The 17,118-nt window shown below is 35.9% G+C and carries 13 protein-coding genes and 1 tRNA gene; 4 read left to right on the plus strand and 10 right to left on the minus strand.

What is annotated here, in order from left to right; translation table 11 throughout:
- Positions 1-9 precede the first annotated feature (9 nt).
- Complete coding sequence (locus tag AC106K_RS07365) at positions 10-2,055, plus strand: M48 family metallopeptidase (protein ID WP_482444135.1); 2,046 nt, start codon at positions 10-12, stop codon at positions 2,053-2,055.
- On the opposite strand, the gene AC106K_RS07370 is transcribed toward AC106K_RS07365, so the two are convergent.
- Complete coding sequence (locus AC106K_RS07370; RefSeq protein ID WP_482444137.1) at positions 2,052-2,768, minus strand: DUF2490 domain-containing protein; 717 nt, start codon at positions 2,766-2,768, stop codon at positions 2,052-2,054. The two genes, AC106K_RS07365 and AC106K_RS07370, sit on opposite strands and share 4 nt — an antisense overlap.
- A 72-nt stretch (positions 2,769-2,840) precedes the next feature.
- Entirely contained in the window at positions 2,841-4,652 is a 1,812-nt protein-coding gene (locus AC106K_RS07375; protein ID WP_482444139.1) for a TonB-dependent receptor plug domain-containing protein, read from the minus strand.
- Positions 4,653-5,366: 714 nt separating this feature from the next.
- Between AC106K_RS07375 and uvrA the strand changes: the two genes are divergently transcribed.
- A complete protein-coding gene (uvrA, locus tag AC106K_RS07380; protein WP_482444141.1) occupies positions 5,367-8,159 on the plus strand; it encodes an excinuclease ABC subunit UvrA in 2,793 nt (930 codons plus the stop codon).
- A 51-nt stretch (positions 8,160-8,210) separates the two neighbouring features.
- Here uvrA and AC106K_RS07385 read toward each other — a convergent pair whose 3' ends face one another.
- On the minus strand, positions 8,211-8,852 hold the full coding sequence (locus AC106K_RS07385; protein ID WP_482444143.1) for an NAD(P)-dependent oxidoreductase: 642 nt from the start codon (positions 8,850-8,852) through the stop codon (positions 8,211-8,213).
- A 302-nt stretch (positions 8,853-9,154) separates the two neighbouring features.
- Between AC106K_RS07385 and AC106K_RS07390 the strand changes: the two genes are divergently transcribed.
- Both AC106K_RS07390 and AC106K_RS07395 read left to right on the plus strand, forming a co-directional pair.
- Entirely contained in the window at positions 9,155-9,931 is a 777-nt protein-coding gene (locus AC106K_RS07390) for an alpha/beta hydrolase (protein ID WP_482444144.1), read from the plus strand.
- An 890-nt stretch (positions 9,932-10,821) separates the two neighbouring features.
- A tRNA-Arg gene (locus AC106K_RS07395) sits at positions 10,822-10,896 on the plus strand.
- Here AC106K_RS07395 and AC106K_RS07400 read toward each other — a convergent pair.
- The 7 genes from AC106K_RS07400 to AC106K_RS07430 all read right to left on the minus strand — a co-directional run bounded on the left by AC106K_RS07400 (position 10,856) and on the right by AC106K_RS07430 (position 17,116).
- On the minus strand, positions 10,856-12,427 hold the full coding sequence (locus tag AC106K_RS07400) for a recombinase family protein (RefSeq protein WP_482444750.1): 1,572 nt from the start codon (positions 12,425-12,427) through the stop codon (positions 10,856-10,858). The two genes, AC106K_RS07395 and AC106K_RS07400, sit on opposite strands and share 41 nt — an antisense overlap.
- A gap of 94 nt (positions 12,428-12,521) precedes the next feature.
- Positions 12,522-12,695, minus strand: coding sequence for a hypothetical protein (locus AC106K_RS07405; protein ID WP_482444145.1), 174 nt, complete (start codon positions 12,693-12,695; stop codon positions 12,522-12,524).
- Between the two features lie 1,303 nt (positions 12,696-13,998).
- Positions 13,999-14,607 (minus strand): ferritin-like domain-containing protein, encoded by a 609-nt coding sequence (locus AC106K_RS07410; protein WP_482444146.1) that lies wholly within the window; start codon positions 14,605-14,607, stop codon positions 13,999-14,001.
- Positions 14,608-14,676: 69 nt separating this feature from the next.
- Positions 14,677-15,519: a KGG domain-containing protein gene (locus AC106K_RS07415; protein ID WP_482444148.1), complete on the minus strand. Its 843-nt coding sequence runs from the start codon at positions 15,517-15,519 to the stop codon at positions 14,677-14,679.
- A gap of 246 nt (positions 15,520-15,765) precedes the next feature.
- A complete protein-coding gene (locus AC106K_RS07420) occupies positions 15,766-16,362 on the minus strand; it encodes a Crp/Fnr family transcriptional regulator (protein WP_482444150.1) in 597 nt (198 codons plus the stop codon).
- A 79-nt stretch (positions 16,363-16,441) separates the two neighbouring features.
- Positions 16,442-16,849 carry a cytochrome C gene (locus AC106K_RS07425; protein WP_482444151.1) on the minus strand — a complete coding sequence of 136 codons (408 nt, stop codon included), beginning with the start codon at positions 16,847-16,849 and terminating at the stop codon, positions 16,442-16,444.
- 6 nt (positions 16,850-16,855) lie between these two features.
- Complete coding sequence (locus AC106K_RS07430; RefSeq protein WP_482444153.1) at positions 16,856-17,116, minus strand: hypothetical protein; 261 nt, start codon at positions 17,114-17,116, stop codon at positions 16,856-16,858.
- Positions 17,117-17,118: the final 2 nt, after the last annotated feature.

Genomic DNA, 17,118 nt, shown 5'->3' on the forward strand with positions numbered 1-17,118 from the left:
TAAAAACACATGACTAATAACCTACCAAAAATTTCATCAGCTTATCAATCTAAGTTGATTTCTGCTGTTGTATCCGTATCCGCTTTTTTTCTGATGTATCTGATACTGATAGCGGCCGCTCTCCTAATGGTTTTCTTATTGGGATATGGCGCCATCAAATTATTAAGTATACAATTCAATTACTTTACAATGCTTGGCGCTGCGGGACTATTCAGTGTGGGTGTTTTTGTATTTATCTTTCTCGTTAAATTTATTTTCAGAAAATCAAATTACAGCACACGCCATCTTATAGAGGTCCATCGGTCTCACCAGCCTGAGCTGTTTGCGATCATTGATGAAATTGTAGCGGAAACAAAAGTAAAAGCCCCTCAAAAAGTTTTTCTTTCTCCGGATGTGAATGCCAGTGTAAGCTATAATTCTGTTTTTTGGAGCATGTTCCTGCCTGTAAGGAAAAATTTAACAATTGGGGTTGGACTGATCAACTCAACAAGCGTAGGAGAATTAAAAACAATTCTGGCTCACGAATTCGGGCATTTCTCCCAAAGAAGTATGAAGCTGGGAGGCTATGTCAACCAGGCTGAAAAAATTATTTTCGAAACCGTATACAATAACAAAGACTATGAAAATTTCATCATGGAGTTTTCAGGAAATGCCATTTTTAAATTTTTTGGTCTGATCTCGGTCAGCTTCATCAATGCTTTTCAGTCTGTTCTTAAAACGAGCTCCAATTTCCTTTTTAAAAACCATGCTTCCCTTCAAAGAGAAATGGAATATCATGCTGATGCCATTTCAACCTTTATTACCAACCGAGAGGAACAGACATCATCTTTATTAAGGCTGGAACTCAGTGATGTTGCTTTCAATCATTCTTTCAACTTCTATATTGAAAGCGAGCAGAAGTATCTTCCCAAAGATCTTTATAAGAATCAGGTTTCTTTGATGAAAATTTTATCCGAAAGAAATAATCATCCTTATGTAAACGGACTTCCTCAAATAGATCCTGAAGATCTTACCCGTTATAATAAATCAAGGATAGAAATTGAAGACCAATGGACCTCCCATCCCGATATTTTAAAAAGAATTGAAAGGATAAAAACCAACGAAACCCAAAATATTCCTTCAGATCACAGGTATGCAAAAGAAATCATCAATGGTTTTGATACAATCTGTGAAACCATGACCGCCAAATACCTGACTTTATACGGCGTAAAAAATGTAGGAGAGGTCATAGATGATGAACAATTTGTAGCCCTTTACCTGGACAAAAGCACCTATCAGACCTTCAGCGTAAACTTTAACGGATACTACGAAAGACATCATCCCGTTTTAGAAAATATCGAATCTGTAATTGCCGATTTTGTACCGGATCATGAACATGATTTCTTCAGTGATAAAAAAGTCTCCCTGGTTTATGAAAAAACTGGAATAGAAAATGATCTGCAAACGCTGCAATATTTAGCTTCCCATCCGAAAGAAATAACGACATTCAGGTTTGATGCTATTTTATACAAATCCAAAGATGCAGTAAGTCTTATTCCCAGACTGGAAAAAGAACTGAAAAAGGTAAAAGAAGAACTTCAGGAAAACGACAAAGCTATTTTCCGCCACTATTACCATATTTCCAGTGAAGATGTGAAAAAGGAGCTTTTCAGTAAATACCGCACATTTGCAATACTGGATAAGGAGTTTGATGATTTTCAGAAAAGCCTTAATGAGTTTACAGGATATTTACAGTTTATGGCTGTTACTTTACCTTTTGAAGAGATCCGTAAGCACAGAGCCAAGCTATTGAAAGCTGAAGAACCTTTCAAACAAAAGGTCAGAGAACTTCTCGAAAACTCTGCTTATAAGGAGGCATTGAATGAGGAAGATAAAAATCTTTTACAGCAGTTTGTAGATTCTGAATATATCTATTTCAATAAAGACCGGTATATTGACCATGAAGTAAGCTCAGTATCTTTAGTAATTGAAAAATACCAGGCTTTACTTAATGATCATTATCTCAATTCTAAACTGGAGTTGTTGAATCTTCAGTCAGGTTTGCATAAAAATTAATCCGCACCCGGGAAATCGTAAGTCTTCACATGATGATCTGTACCGTCGATATTGATATTCAGAGCCAGGTAGACAAAATGTAAATTTTTGTTCCCTTTAGCTTCGAATTCACGTTGCCACAGATAGCCGCTCACAATTCCGAAGTAATCATCGATCTGATAGCCGAAACCGCCATATACCCTGTTTCTGGCAAAAGTAGGCGTCATAGGACTTACAAAAAAGATTTCATCGTAAGCATTCGCAAATACAGTTCCTTTCTTAATGGTCTTGGAATTCAAAGGCACACTTACATTCAGACGGTATCGGTAGCGCATTCTCTGCGAGGTCTGGTCTGTTTTAGGCTCATAAAACCAACTCTTTTCAACACGGAAACGGTTTTCAAATTTCACGATACCTTTTTTAAGATCAATGACATCCTGAAGCCATACCCTGAACTCTTCCCTGCTTAAGCTGTGATCTTTATAATTGACATATCTTCCGAGCCCCACAAAAGGTTTATGATTCTTGGTAAGATTATATCCCAGCCCTCCTTTTATCTCATAATAATCGGGATAGGTATAATCTTCGTTACCACGCATCTGCCCTTCGCCATAGAGGAAAAATTTCGGATGAAACTTGTAGGTTAGAGTCACTGCATTGAAGCTGGAAATGTGTTCCTGAGCTTTGAAAAAAGAAATACCAAGTAGCAAACCTAAGCCTAAAAGACGTTTCATAAAAAATTTTTGCAAATGTAATTTTTTTAACAATTTGTTAATATTAAGTTTAATTCATATTTAACTTAACATCTAATTAACATTGATTATATAAGAAAACCCAATATGGAACCACCTTTGCGGCATGGCCACTCCAAATGCTTCCGTATATTTCGTATTCGTAAGATTATTAACCAAAACGTATACGGAATAATCTTTTTTCGCAAAACTAAGCTTTTCATCAAGAAGATTATAAGTTCCAAGATTCACCCTTTCATTGTAGCGGTAAACAAGCTCATTGGTAAAGTTTTTCAGGAACTTCACTTCCAATTTGGAAATCAGCTGATGTCTCAGATTATCCAGGATATATCTTGAAACCAGGCCATTTTTTTCCTCATACTTGCTGTCGATGTACGTATATCCAACCGTATATTTCAACCAGTCGATCGGTCTGTGGCTCCATTCTGCCTCAATCCCTTTGGTCTTAATATCTCCTACATTCTGTGCATACCACACTTTATCACTCAGATCCGTTTTCACCCAGTCGATAGAATTGCTGGAATTCCTTAAGAATCCGCTGACTTTAGCCAAAATATTTTTGTTCTGATACTGATAGCCAATTTCTGATGACAGCGCATTTTCAGGACGCAAATCCGGGTTTCCCTGCTCGGTTTTACTGACGTAATAAAGATCTGTAAATGTAGGGACACGATGTACTTTTGCTATATTTCCATACACTTTGCTGTTGGGAGTAAAATTATAGCCCACATCAAGTCCCGGATAGAAAAAGTTACCTTCTTTAGAATAATTGGCCCATGAAATTCCCGGGCTGATATTCAGCTTTTTATCCAGTAATGAAAAGTGGTGTTCAAAGAAAACCTGAGAAACAAAACGGTTTCTGTCTCCTAAATTACTGCTTACCAAAAGCTCTTTTCTCAGTTCCACTCCAATTCCGGTAGTTCCTAATCCCCACTGGTAGCTTGAATTCACTTCACCACCTACGTTATTTCCAATGTGCATATTTCTGTAGAATCCGGGATTCCATCGGTCATAAAGGTACATATCCTGCCCTCTTCTCCAGTATACATTAGAATTAAGCTTCAGCTTTCCGAACGTCTGCTGATGCGCCAAACTTACTATAGAAGCCTGTGTTTCTTCATACTGTTTTGTAGCATCTTTAGAGGCATAAAAACCATTTGCTCCAAATTTCTTTTCGGAAAAACCGGCCTGTAGTCTAAGATCTCCGTTCTTAATATTCAGTTTTCCCTGATAAAATACATTTCTGATCTCATAATCGGTATTGAACATATAGCCTTCCGAAGAAGCAGAATTGGCCTGAAGTGAATTGGAAAATTTTTCATTTCCAACCTGAGCATTGAATCCCAGCCCATAAGAGCCATAATCTCCGCCTTCAGCACTTATTTTAACCTTTTTACCTGGTGTTGTTTTTGTGATGATATTGATCACTCCTGCATAAGCATTCTGCCCGAAACGTCGGGCTGCCGGACCTTTGATGATTTCAATCTTTTCTACATCTTCGAGGTCCACAGGAATATTCATATTATTGTGTCCGGTCTGGGAGTCATTCATTCTGATCCCATTCAGCAGCAAAAGAACCTGTTCAAAAGAACTTCCACGAAAACCAATATCACTCTGCACCCCATTGGCACCTCTCCTTCTGATGTCCATTCCCGGTACCTGCTGCAGGATTTCATCAATGCTTTTTGCAGGTGAACTGGCAATTTCTTCTTTGGTGAGTACACTGATATTCTGGTTGGCACTTTTATAAGGTGTAGAGATAAATTTCCCCTGAAATTCAATGCTTTCAATATCCGTTGTCTTCTCCTGTGCATTTACCCAAAGTAAAGATCCCAGAAAAAAAGCACTTCCTATCTTTTTGATCATAATCGTTTCCGTAGTTTTCTTTAATAACAGGATTCAAAAGTAAGGGAGTTCACCAATACAGACAAATGATACTTGTCATAAAAACAAATCATCACAATTCAATTTTATCTCAATTTCTTTGATTGTTAACAACATAAATCTCCGCTCTGATCATCTTTAGTCATAGCAGAAAACAAAAAAAGCTATCTCGCGGAGACAGCTTGTGTGAGGGAGTAATTATTATCTTTTTCTCATTAAATGTGTAACCAGATCTCTGAATAATTTTCTCATTGTTCTATTACAAATTTAGGTGTACAATTTTAAAAAATTTTAAAACATAAAACAATACTTTACTAAAAAAATACAATGTATTGGACAAAATCACATAAGACCCTGTAAAATAAATACAAAAACAAGGATAAGTCCACAAAACAGATTGGTTTTTATTAATTTTTGAAGTTACTGTTCCCAATTTTTGCCGACAATTAATGCTCATTATAACAATTTTTAACAATAAGATATGCATAAAATTTTCACTAAAAATTCGTAATTTTGTGGGTCTTAATTTTACAATGAAAGTATTCTTTTTTTCGACTGTATTTTTGACAGATACCCTCAAATTCAAGAATAGTTTTAAAGTTGGATGGATGACAAAAAAGCCTGGAATATTCTATGGCAAAACACCATTACCGATGCTTATAATACAAGCCGGTTACTTTTATGAATAAACAAAATATGGCTAACGCAACCGATATTGATATTAAAAAACAGATATTCGTTAAGAATGCTCATCTTAACAATCTGAAACATATAGACGTTCTGATTCCGAAAAATAAACTGATCGTGATTACAGGAGTTTCCGGAAGTGGTAAATCTTCTCTTGCTTTTGATACGATCTATGCGGAAGGACAGAGAAGATATGTTGAAAGTTTGAGTTCTTATGCCCGTCAGTTCTTAGGAAAGCTTGAAAAACCTAAAGTTGACGATATTAAAGGACTGGCACCTTCCATTGCTATCCAGCAGAAAGTAATTTCGTCCAATCCAAGATCAACGGTAGGAACCTCTACGGAGATCTATGATTATATGAAGCTTCTGTTTGCCAGAATCGGAAAGACCTTTTCTCCGGTTTCCGGTGAAGAAGTAAAAAAAGATTCAGTTACTGATGTTGTAGATTTCATTAAGGCCTCTAAAAAAGAGACTTCATTCCTGTTGACAGCTCCTCTGGAATATGATGCAGACAATTTTAAGGAAACCCTGAATGTTCTGAAACTGGCAGGTTTCACAAGACTTGAGATCAATGGAAATGTAGCCGGAATTGAAGATCTGGAAAGTTTTGGATTCGCGCCCGAAAAAGGAATGCACATCAATCTTGTGATTGACCGTTTTTCTTATGAAGAGGATGAAAGTTTTCTGCAGCGACTGGCCGATTCTATCCAGATGGCATTTTACGAAGGACGTGGATACTGTTCATTAAAGAATGTAGATACAGGAAAAGTAAAAGAATTCTCGAATAAATTTGAGCTGGACGGAATGGAATTCCTGGAGCCAAACGTTCATTTTTTCAGTTTCAACAATCCATACGGAGCCTGTCCGGCTTGTGAAGGATACGGAAAGGTAATCGGAATTGATGAAGATCTTGTCGTTCCGAATAAAACCCTCTCAGTCTATGAAGATGCAATTGTATGCTGGAAAGGGGAAACCATGAGCGAATGGAAAAAGGATTTTATCAAAAAAGCAGGTGACTTCCCTATTCATAAGCCTTATCATCAGCTGACCAAGGAACAGAAAAACTTCCTGTGGAAAGGTGATGGAAAGGGTAATTTCCCATGCATCAACAATTTCTTCAAAATGCTTGAAGAAAACCTTTATAAAATCCAGTACCGTGTGATGCTTTCGCGCTACAGAGGAAAAACCCTATGCCCTACCTGTGAAGGACTGAGACTTCGTGAAGAAACAAGCTGGGTAAAAGTTGACGGACACAACATTCAATCGATGATTGAACTTCCGTTGGATGAACTGGAACCAATGATCAATGGATTAAAACTTTCTAAACATGACCAGGAAGTAGCCAAAAGATTATTATACGAAATTACAACCCGACTGGAATTCTTACTCAAGGTCGGTTTAGGATATTTAACTTTAAACAGAACTTCGAATACGTTATCCGGTGGGGAAAGTCAAAGGATTAATCTTGCAACCAGCCTGGGAAGTTCTCTGGTAGGTTCCATTTATATTCTTGATGAACCTTCCATAGGTCTTCATTCTAAAGATACGGAAAACCTGATTGAGGTATTGAAAAACCTTCGTGATCTGGGAAATACCGTGATTGTTGTAGAGCATGATGAAGATGTAATGAGGGCAGCAGACTATATTATTGACATTGGACCGGAAGCAGGTTATCTTGGTGGTGAGCTGGTATTTGCAGGAGATTATAAAGATCTGAAAAAAGCGAATACCCTGACCTCGGAATACCTTACCGGAAGGTTGGAAATAAAAGTTCCTGAAAAGCGCAGAAAAGCAAAAGAATGGATCCACATCAAAGGAGCCCGCCAGAATAACCTCAAGAATATAGACGTAGATGTTCCTTTGGAAAATCTGGTTGTAATCTCCGGTGTTTCGGGAAGTGGTAAATCTACTTTGATGAAAGAAATTCTGACCAACGATATTCAGATTCAGCTGGGAATGGGCGGTAAAAAAGGAGATTATGATTCTGTAGAATTCCCGAAAAAGCTGATCAAAAATATAGAACTTATTGATCAGAACCCGATCGGAAAATCTTCCCGTTCAAATCCTGTAACCTACCTGAAGGCTTATGATGACATCCGTGATCTTTTTGCGAAACAAAAAGTAGCGAAAATGATGGGTTACAAGCCGAAGCACTTCTCTTTCAACGTAGACGGCGGAAGATGTGACGAATGTAAAGGAGAAGGTGTAATCAATGTATCGATGCAGTTCATGGCAGATATTGAGCTGGAATGTGAAGTATGTAAAGGAACACGTTTCAAAAGTGAAATTCTTGAAGTAAAATTCGATGAAAAAAGCATCTCAGACATCCTTCACATGACTGTAGATGAGGCTCTGGCCTTCTTTAAAGATAATAATGAAGAAAAGATCGTTACCAAGCTGAGACCGTTACAGGAAGTAGGATTAGGCTATCTTCAGCTGGGACAGAGTTCTTCTACGCTTTCAGGAGGTGAGGCACAACGTGTAAAACTCGCTTCTTTCCTTGTAAAAGGAGTAACTACTGATAAAACCTTATTTATCTTTGACGAACCTTCTACAGGTCTTCATTTCCACGATATTCAGAAACTCTTGAAATCATTGCAGGCATTGATTGATCTGGGTCACTCGGTCATCGTTATCGAGCACCAGCCTGACATCATCAAATGCGCAGACTACATCATCGACATCGGCCCTGAAGCAGGAAAACATGGTGGTGAAGTTGTATTTGCAGGAACTCCTGAAGATCTGACAAAGAACAAAAAATCTTACACCGCAAAATACATCAAGGAAAAACTTGAACATTAAATATAAAACAGAGAGCCATTGAGCTCTCTGTTTCTTTATGTAAGTTAGTTTTTAAGATAGTGTATTATACAGAAAAGGACTCTTTCTTATATAAGCAGTATCCCCGATCTGCGAAATTAAAAAGGCTGCAAGATCCGAGGCGCTTATATTGCCACCTTTACAGTCTATCAGATTGGTCTCAGTCGGAAAATGTTCCTCCGTAAGATCAATCAATGGTAATCTTACCAAAGTCCAATCCAGACAGCTTTCCAGAAGCAGTTCATACTCTTTTTGTTTATCTGCCGTTGTCTCAGGGTAGTTTTGGTACATCCAGTCTGTAGCCATTTTTACCCGTTCATTCTTTTGATCAGATTGGGTATCTATGCTCAAACCGGTAGTGACAATATAGCGTTTGGTTCCATATTTATTCATCGCCCGGATAATATTTTTTGTCGCATCACTGAAGATTGACTTTTCTCCTTTTGGTTGCCCTAGTGTACTCATAACAATATGGCAGCCATTGATCAGTGAATCGACTGCTGACTGATCTCTTGCATCCCCTTTTACAACCTTAATGAGCGGATTCTGAATGTTGAAATTTTCAGGATTTCGCAGTAAGAGTTTAAGGGAATAGCCTTTCTGAAGAAGGTTTTGTACCAGATATTGACCGGATTTTCCGGTTCCGCCGATTACGGCAATTTTATAGGTATTCATAATGATTTTATTAAATGTTAAATATCAATAGCCATCTCAATACTATTGGCCATTGACATTGCCAATGACTTACCGTCATCGTTTTAATTTTTATATAATAGAAATAATGGGTTCACGAAAATTGAACCTAAGGTTTTCAGGTTTTAAAGAAATACCTGAACGAAGTACTATGTATTACGAGATTTTAATGAAATAAAGATACTCAATTTTTTGAAACTTTGATACCAATATTTTTCATTTTCCAGAAATATTAATTCCGTATTTCTAATAAAAATTTCAGATTTTTGTCATAAACCTGTTCAATGATGAATTACAAACAACCAATAGCTTTTCTTCCTGCCCTTCTGCTCTTTACTCATTGCTCAGTCAAAAAAAATGTAGTGTCAGAAACTCATTATGAAACCAGACTGGATACATTGACTTTAATTGACCAAAGCAGAAACCGTAAGATTCCTGTTGCCTTTTACAGCCCGGTCACGAAAAAGCCATTACCTAACCAACAGGTTGTTATTTTTAATCATGGCTATGGTTTTAATAAAGGTGGTGATTATTTTGTATATTCTTACCTGACTGAAAAGTTGGCATCCAAAGGATATTTTACGGTGAGCATCCAGCATGAACAGACAACTGATCAGCCTTTACCTACTGAAGGGAATCTGCAAATGGTAAGAAGACCATTCTGGCAGCTTGGTTCGGATAATATCCTATATGTTTTGAATGAGCTTAAAAAGAGGAAACCCGAGCTCGATTACAAGCATCTTATATTAATTGGCCATTCTAACGGCGGTGATATGGCTGCTTTGTTCAGTAATCAACATCCTAATCTTGTCTATAAGCTGATCACAATGGATAACCGGAGAATGTTTCTGCCAAGAACTTCTATTCCTAAGGTGTACACCCTTCGCTCCAATGACTACCCTGCTGATGAAGGGGTTTTACCCGGTGAAGAGGAGCAGAAAAAGTATCAAATGACCGTTCAGACCACTTCCATCAACCATAGTCATATGGATAATAAAGGAAATGAAGAAGAGAAGAAAATACTAAATAATTTTATTCTGAAATATCTGGATGAAGGGTAATCATCTCTTTGTTTGCAGCTTTTCCTATCAATCAGTGGATGATCTCCACAAGTTATCCACAATAAAATGTGGATAACTTGTGAATTTTAACATTAAATTCATATTTCGTATTGAAAATATCACTACATTTACTATGTAATAAAAAACGAAGTGGAAACTTTATTTGCTTTTCTTACTAGTATTGAAATTGCAATTAAATTTGAAATAAAAATTTAAGCACAGCATTGTCGGCTGTGCTTTTTATTGTTGTCTAATTAAAAAAATGAGATGTTTTATCTACTGAATCTGCCTCTAAAGGGCGGATTCTTTTATTATCAATACTATTTTAACCGGTTTATTTTAATAGAATCACATGGATGATCAGAGATCAGATTCAAAAGTTGGAGGAACAGGACAAAACATACACGATTTTCGTTGAATAAAACAATCTATTTTAAAAACGCAAAGAAAGCTCATTTGAATGTTTTATTTTAGGAAGCAAAGAAGAGCGACTTTGTCGCTGATGAAGCTTCATGGATATGCATTCACTTAGAAAGAGGCTGTCTCAAAAGTACCCCCTCTCTCGGACTCCTGTCTGACAAATTTTGTCATTTAGGAGATTCTCAGAGCATTAGTTTACCTTTTGAGACAGCCTCTATTCTTTGATTACTTAAGAATATCGGATAAGATGTTAAAAATCTTTGTGTCAATTAAATTCTATCAACACAAACAATATTATCCTCAAGCTTTTGCGCTTAATCCATGATCAATCTCAAAATTGAGGAGCTGCAAATTGTTTACATTAATCGTTTAAATTTCACGTAAGAGTTGTAGAAACAATGATCTTCCGGTTAAATCATTCTGTGTATGAAAAATTCAGTAAAATAGTTGTACTTTTATTTAGTAAAAAAGGCCCTATAGTTCAATGGATAGAACAAAAGTTTCCTAAACTTTAGATCCCGGTTCGATCCCGAGTGGGGCTACCAGACAGGGACAAGCTGTTTTCTTGTCAATTTTTTCATTTTCAGCACTACATAACTTATTGATTACAAGAGATATACTACTTAATACAGAATTTACTCTGTTAGTTCGATATTTAATTCCTGTAAATTCAAGATTTTCGGGATATATCGAACTAATTATTTTTCTTTTTGCTTCTACGCTACTGGCTTGGTATAATATTGATAAGTTAGATATAATTGATAGAGCCTTGTTTAAGCGATCATCAACTTTTCCGGGATTACGAGTAGCACTTAAACAAGAATGAAGGTCATTTTCAAGAATTTCAATTTTTTGTTTGTACTGTGCTTTAATAATCGTATAATCATCATCTTCAATCTTTTCCGCTAATAATTTTTCTCGGGCAAGGGCTATCTTAGCATTATAATTGTCTATTTCAGAAATTATTTTCCTTCTTCTATCGTCAGCTTTGCTATTATACTTTTTATAAGCTGTTAGTAGAATATTTTGTAAGATTTTCTGAACTGAAGGAAGAAATTCATATTTCTTTAATTCCTCAACAAAAAGGTTATTGGTAAGTTCAGCACTTTGCCTAAATCCACAAGACGATTTACAATGATAGTAATAATATACTTTCTGACTTCCTTTTGACCCACTGGCTGTTAAATTTCTTCCACATTTTGGACAAATCAGAAAACCTCTCAATGGAAAAATCTCAGCAGAACTAAATTTTATATATTTTCGGTTTTTTCTTTTATTGCCTTCTAAAATTAACTGAACTTTATTAAATAATGTCTCATTTATAAGAGGAACATGTAAAGATTTTACATAGTGAGCTTCTTCATCCCTATATTTCTGTATAAATATTTTGCCACAATATACTGGATTTCTTATAGCAACATGAAAAGCTTGATTACTCAATATTTTTACTCCCTTTTCTGAAAGCTGTCTTCGTATAGTTTCAGGAGCCTCAATTCCTTTTGCTATTTCAGTAAATAGATAACGTATTATTGAAGCTTCAGGTTCTTTAGGTTCAATAAATTTATATTTGCCATCCTCAGTAATTTTATTAATGTATCCGAAAGGAGCACTAGCCATCCACCTTCCTTCTTTTTTAGCTCTTCGCATACCATAAAATGTATTCAATGCTCTTCTATCATTTTCTACCTCAGGTGCTGCAAGGTAAATTGCCAGCATCATTTTATTTTCAGGTATGGAAAGATCAAGTGGCTGTTCTATAGATTGAACTTCTACACCTAATTTTCTAAGGAGGTTTATCATTTGATAGGCATCGCCCGCATTCCTGCTAAAACGATCCCATTTAGTAAATAAGACCTTATTAACTTTAGAGCTTTTCTTTCGCAGAACAGTTAACAGCTCTTTCCATCCCGGACGATTAAAGTTTTTTGCTGAATGATCTTCAAAAAAAATATTATCAATTCTAAGATTATTAGTTTCACAATATTTTCTTAAGCGTTCTTCCTGATCACGCTGAGAGTATCCCCTATCTGCCTGTTCATCAGTTGATACACGAATATATAAAACAACACTATCCATAATAATTTATATTAAGAAAAATTTACTGAAAGACATCAAAAATACTATCAAATAAATAATCAAGCCAATAGAAACAACAATATTCTTAAAGTAATTATTCTACTGGTATTATTTCAAAGTTCAATTTTTCACGAATAACAAGATTGGCAATTAAATATAAAAATACTAAAACCACCTCTGCCTCTTCCAGGCTAACCTTCACGCTATCAGCTTTGAGAAGCTCATTCAGCTCTTCAAAAGTTATTTTACTTATTACTACTCTTTCCATGCTCGAATTATTGTTTTGGAACATAAATTAAAAGAGTAGTTCAGTTAAATTACATATTTAGCAATCGATGCGTTAGATTTTGCAGTAAATGTCTCCCCTTACAAAAAACTCTCCTGTACAAATCCCTCCTTAAAATACAGTACCTATAGAGATCTTTGATTGCTGCTACAGCCATTGCAGAGATCATAAAGGTAAAGTAAATATGTCTAAAGTAAATTTCGATTTTACACCGTTTTCTAAAAAAATGCGGTATCATATGTTAGTTCTACATAATCATCAAGATATTTTAAATATAAAAGTAAGATCTACTCGGTAGAAACGTTATTGAAAGGTTTTGTAAAAATCAAAGTAATGATTTAGTAATAGTGATTTCACTTGATTTCAAAGAATTGCCTGCATAACTCTATCGTATAAAAATACAAAATTTATAGTAATAATACTATTTAATTGTGGAAAATATTATTATCCATTTTATCTCAAGCCAGATCATTTTCTTAAAAAAAATGTGTTATCGTAGGTTAATGCTCCTTCCTTCAATTATGAAATAATTAAGCAGACACTTTTCAGTTGTCTGCTTAATTAATATTTAAAAGCCTATTTGTTATTGCCTTCTTGTTGTTAAGACAACTGGCTAAATAAATTATGTCTCAGTCTAAAAACTAAACGTTATCATCAGAGAGAAACTCGGCTGTAAGCATTCCTACCAAAATCCTTGATCTCATTATTTCCACTCCGTTGAAATGTTAAAATACCAACACCAAGGTCACAGTAAAGGATATGATTGAATGCATTATAAGTCATTTTCTTGGTATATTGATTGGTTACATAATAGTAGGTATCACCTATTTTAAATTAATAAGATAGATAAAGTCTTCCTGAATAGAAAATTCAGAATCCAGGATGGCGGATTTTGAATAAGCCTTAGCATACCGGTTAAGATGAATTTGTGATCCCTTATTCTACCAGAAAAACTTCTAAAAACTTATCAAAATAGTCAGCATCACGTTTCTCTTTTACATACATATAAAACATTCTAGCGGCTCATGTTTTCCTATCAATGTACCATCGTAGAATTTTGCAATCAGTCCCTCAATACTGTCTTCAAAGAAGATGTACAACAGATAAATATCGCCGGTTATTTCTTTGAGTAAATAAGGGAAGCGTCTTTAAACCAGCTTCCTTTATTTGTAGTTTTAGAAAAGTTGCGTTCACGCAGTAATTGGGTTAATTCTTGAGTTTTCATGATGTACTAAAAAAAAATAAACCATATGTCTTATGGGCATATGGTTTACCGTTATGAACATTAATCCTCCTGCTCAGCGTCAAAATTTATAAAATTTTCGGCAATTTCAGTCAGGTGGTAATCTGTATCTTCTTCTTCCTGCAGCGTTTCTTCAAGCAGATCCGCAGCTTTATCATATCCCATGGTAATAGCAAGCTGAATGAGTCCGCCATAGGTTGCTATTTCGTAATGTTCAACTTTCTGCGCTGCTATGATTAAGGCTGCATCACGAGTCATAGAGCCGTCTTGAGTAGATTTTATGATTTCTTCACCTTCTTTGATAATCCCTTTTATTGCTTCACATTCTTTCTTTTCAGGTTTTTCATCAAGCAGCTTAAAGATCTTTTCCAGTCTGCTGACGTGCTTTTTGCTTTGAAGCTGATGGTCCTCAAAAGCATCTTTCAACTCTTCTGTGGTAGCCGCTTGCTGCATATTACCCAAAGCCTCTATGATTGTATTTTCTGCAAAATAAATATCTTTTAATGCTGAAATAAAAAACTTCCGGAGATTAGAGTTTTCATTTTCATGCTCATTATTTGCAGTGCCTGCTGCTGTCGTTTTTTTGGCCGGATCTGAACTACTATCAGATGCGCCTTTAGGACTGTTGGTATCAATTGTTTTCGTTGCCATTTTATTCAATAGATTTGATGATAAAAGATTACCCCTCTATACAATATAAAGGGATAACCTTACAGTGAATTATGAATTATTACGTCTGCCGCCAAAACCAGATCTTCCAGAACCTGATGATCTGCCTCCACCGTGGGAAGCCTGACCTCCCATACGGGCAATTCTGGTACGTTCTGCTTTACTCATAGAAGCAAAACCTCTTCTTGAGGTACCATTTCCGGAACCTGAGTTTGAACCACGACCTGAGTTGCTATTGCTTCCGGAACCAGATCTTGATCCTCTACCTGATGATCCTTGTCTTCCAGAGTTTCCTGAATTTGATCTTGAACCTGAACCTGAAGATCTACCTCCTCCATGAGAAGCTTCTCCTCCCATACGGGCGATTCTGGTACGTTCTGCTTTACTCATAGAAGCAAAGCCTCGTCTTGAAGTACCATTTCCAGATGATGAAGATCTGCCTCTGCCTCCAGACTGAGAACCGGATCTTGATCCAGAACCTGAACGTGAGCCTGAACGTCCACGTGAACTACTACCAGAGCTTCCTCTGCCACCTCCCGAAGTAAATCTTCCCTGGCTATCTCTCTGCTGGTTTCGGTTTCCACGGTTTCCGCCCCCTCTTCGGCCTCTGTTATCATTCTCGTCATCATCTTCATCATCGTAATCTTCATCGTAATCATCATCATCTTCTTCTTCTTCATCGTCATAATCTTCGTCGTCATCATAATCTTCATCATCATAATCGTTATCGTATTCGTCGTCAAAATAATCTTCATACTCTGAAAAATCATCATCATAATCTTCATCCTGAGATGCATCGTTATAACCGTGATCATATCCTAGTTGATATACTTCTTCCAGGTTTTCTTCTGAATGTCTTCCTGAACTGCGATTTTTTGAATTTCTAGTGTTCATAATTGAATTTTTTATATTAATATTTAGTGATAATTATTGCTGGCCGTGACTAGTATTAGACAGCAATAAGAGTTGAATATATTGTAATGAATGTGAAGCATTGGATTCTGCAAATGCTTCTCAACAGATGTGTTAAGTGATAAAATTTATTTTATACTCAAAGTTACCAATCAATAAATGGTATTGCTATGATCTGGGTCATAATAAGACATTTTCGTCTTTTTTTAACGCCCATTGTTTACTATATTAAATAAAAATTTTACGATCTCTGATTTTGACCAGATGTTTTTGTTCCATAATCTTAATAGTTCTGATTGCTGTTTCAACGCAGATGCCTGTGAAGTTAGCCAACTGCTGTCTTGTCAATGGAACTTTAAAAGAAAATGGATCCTGATTACTTTGCGAACTTTTTAAGTGTTCCATTAATCCCATTATCCTTTCCGCTGGATTTTGTGAAGAATTTGCCTGAAGCATTATATATTGATAATATAAACGATCGGATAAAGATCTGCAAACCGAATCATACAGGTCGGGGTACAACTGTAGCATACTCAAAAAATTATCTTTACATAATCTGATAATGATGCATGACTCTATAGCCACAGCATCCATAGGATAAGACTTATCAATAAACAATAGAGAATCCCCGAAAGCCTGTCCATCGGACAAAATATTCTGTAGAAATTCTTTACCATCTTTATGAAGGTTACTTAGCTTTACTTTTCCCTGAACAATCTGATAATAATAGAGAGGAGTACTCCCTTCATTAAAAATCACTTCACCTGGGCAATATTCCCTTACTGTTGCTCCAGCAGCCTCTAAAAACGTTTCATTGATAACCATAATATTTTGTTTTAATATTTTACATTTTCATTCAGTACCATTGATGCACTTATTTGTCAACATATCTTCTTTTCAATAGCTATTGCATATTGGCACTTGTTATTTCGTAATAGAGTGCCCATCCTGCAAATAAAATAACGATGATCCATATCCAAAACGGAATGGTCTGTGGCGTTTCACTTCCTGTGATTAAAAAGCTTTTTTGATTTCCTTTATCGTAGGCATTAATCATCAATGAAATTGTTCCATCTACTACGTCTTTATTCTTTAATCCTTCAATTCTTATTGCAGGACCATTAGATACCGTAAAATTAATTTTGCGTATTCCTTCTTTCCCTGATGGAGAATGGCTTACAATTCTTAAAATATGCTCCCCATCCGTTAGCTTTTTAGTGTCCAGATCAAAAACTATGGGGGTCTCAAGCTCAGCAATTGGAGCTGAACCATCATCAATGAATAGAAAGATCTTACTTTTATCTTTTGTCATGGATTTTTATTTTAAAAAATAATATTTAATGTGACTTTTATTCTTTTCTCCTGGTGCTATAAGGTATTTAAGAGAATAGATAAGAGCGACTACTGTTATTGCAATAACGATCCCTACAACAAACCAGTCCCAATCATTTTCAGGTCCGGTGCCATGGGTAAAATTCTGAGTTATCTTGGGCTGTCTAAGTTTACAGGTATCACATGCATAGCCATATACGTTAAAAAAGACAGAAGCCATTGTTATTAAATACTTTAAGACTTTCATAT

This window comes from Chryseobacterium sp. FR048 (assembly GCF_056844665.1).

Excerpts from the sequence above, each read along its gene's own strand:
- AC106K_RS07365 (WP_482444135.1), top strand. The coding sequence starts at position 10 with ATGACTAATAACCTACCAAAAATTTCATCAGCTTATCAATCTAAGTTG.
- AC106K_RS07370 (WP_482444137.1), bottom strand. The coding sequence starts at position 2,768 with ATGAAACGTCTTTTAGGCTTAGGTTTGCTACTTGGTATTTCTTTTTTC.
- AC106K_RS07375 (WP_482444139.1), bottom strand. The coding sequence starts at position 4,652 with ATGATCAAAAAGATAGGAAGTGCTTTTTTTCTGGGATCTTTACTTTGG.
- uvrA (WP_482444141.1), top strand. The coding sequence starts at position 5,367 with ATGGCTAACGCAACCGATATTGATATTAAAAAACAGATATTCGTTAAG.
- AC106K_RS07385 (WP_482444143.1), bottom strand. The coding sequence starts at position 8,852 with ATGAATACCTATAAAATTGCCGTAATCGGCGGAACCGGAAAATCCGGT.
- AC106K_RS07390 (WP_482444144.1), top strand. The coding sequence starts at position 9,155 with ATGATGAATTACAAACAACCAATAGCTTTTCTTCCTGCCCTTCTGCTC.
- AC106K_RS07400 (WP_482444750.1), bottom strand. The coding sequence starts at position 12,427 with ATGGATAGTGTTGTTTTATATATTCGTGTATCAACTGATGAACAGGCA.
- AC106K_RS07405 (WP_482444145.1), bottom strand. The coding sequence starts at position 12,695 with ATGGAAAGAGTAGTAATAAGTAAAATAACTTTTGAAGAGCTGAATGAG.
- AC106K_RS07410 (WP_482444146.1), bottom strand. The coding sequence starts at position 14,607 with ATGGCAACGAAAACAATTGATACCAACAGTCCTAAAGGCGCATCTGAT.
- AC106K_RS07415 (WP_482444148.1), bottom strand. The coding sequence starts at position 15,519 with ATGAACACTAGAAATTCAAAAAATCGCAGTTCAGGAAGACATTCAGAA.
- AC106K_RS07420 (WP_482444150.1), bottom strand. The coding sequence starts at position 16,362 with ATGGTTATCAATGAAACGTTTTTAGAGGCTGCTGGAGCAACAGTAAGG.
- AC106K_RS07425 (WP_482444151.1), bottom strand. The coding sequence starts at position 16,849 with ATGACAAAAGATAAAAGTAAGATCTTTCTATTCATTGATGATGGTTCA.
- AC106K_RS07430 (WP_482444153.1), bottom strand. The coding sequence starts at position 17,116 with ATGAAAGTCTTAAAGTATTTAATAACAATGGCTTCTGTCTTTTTTAAC.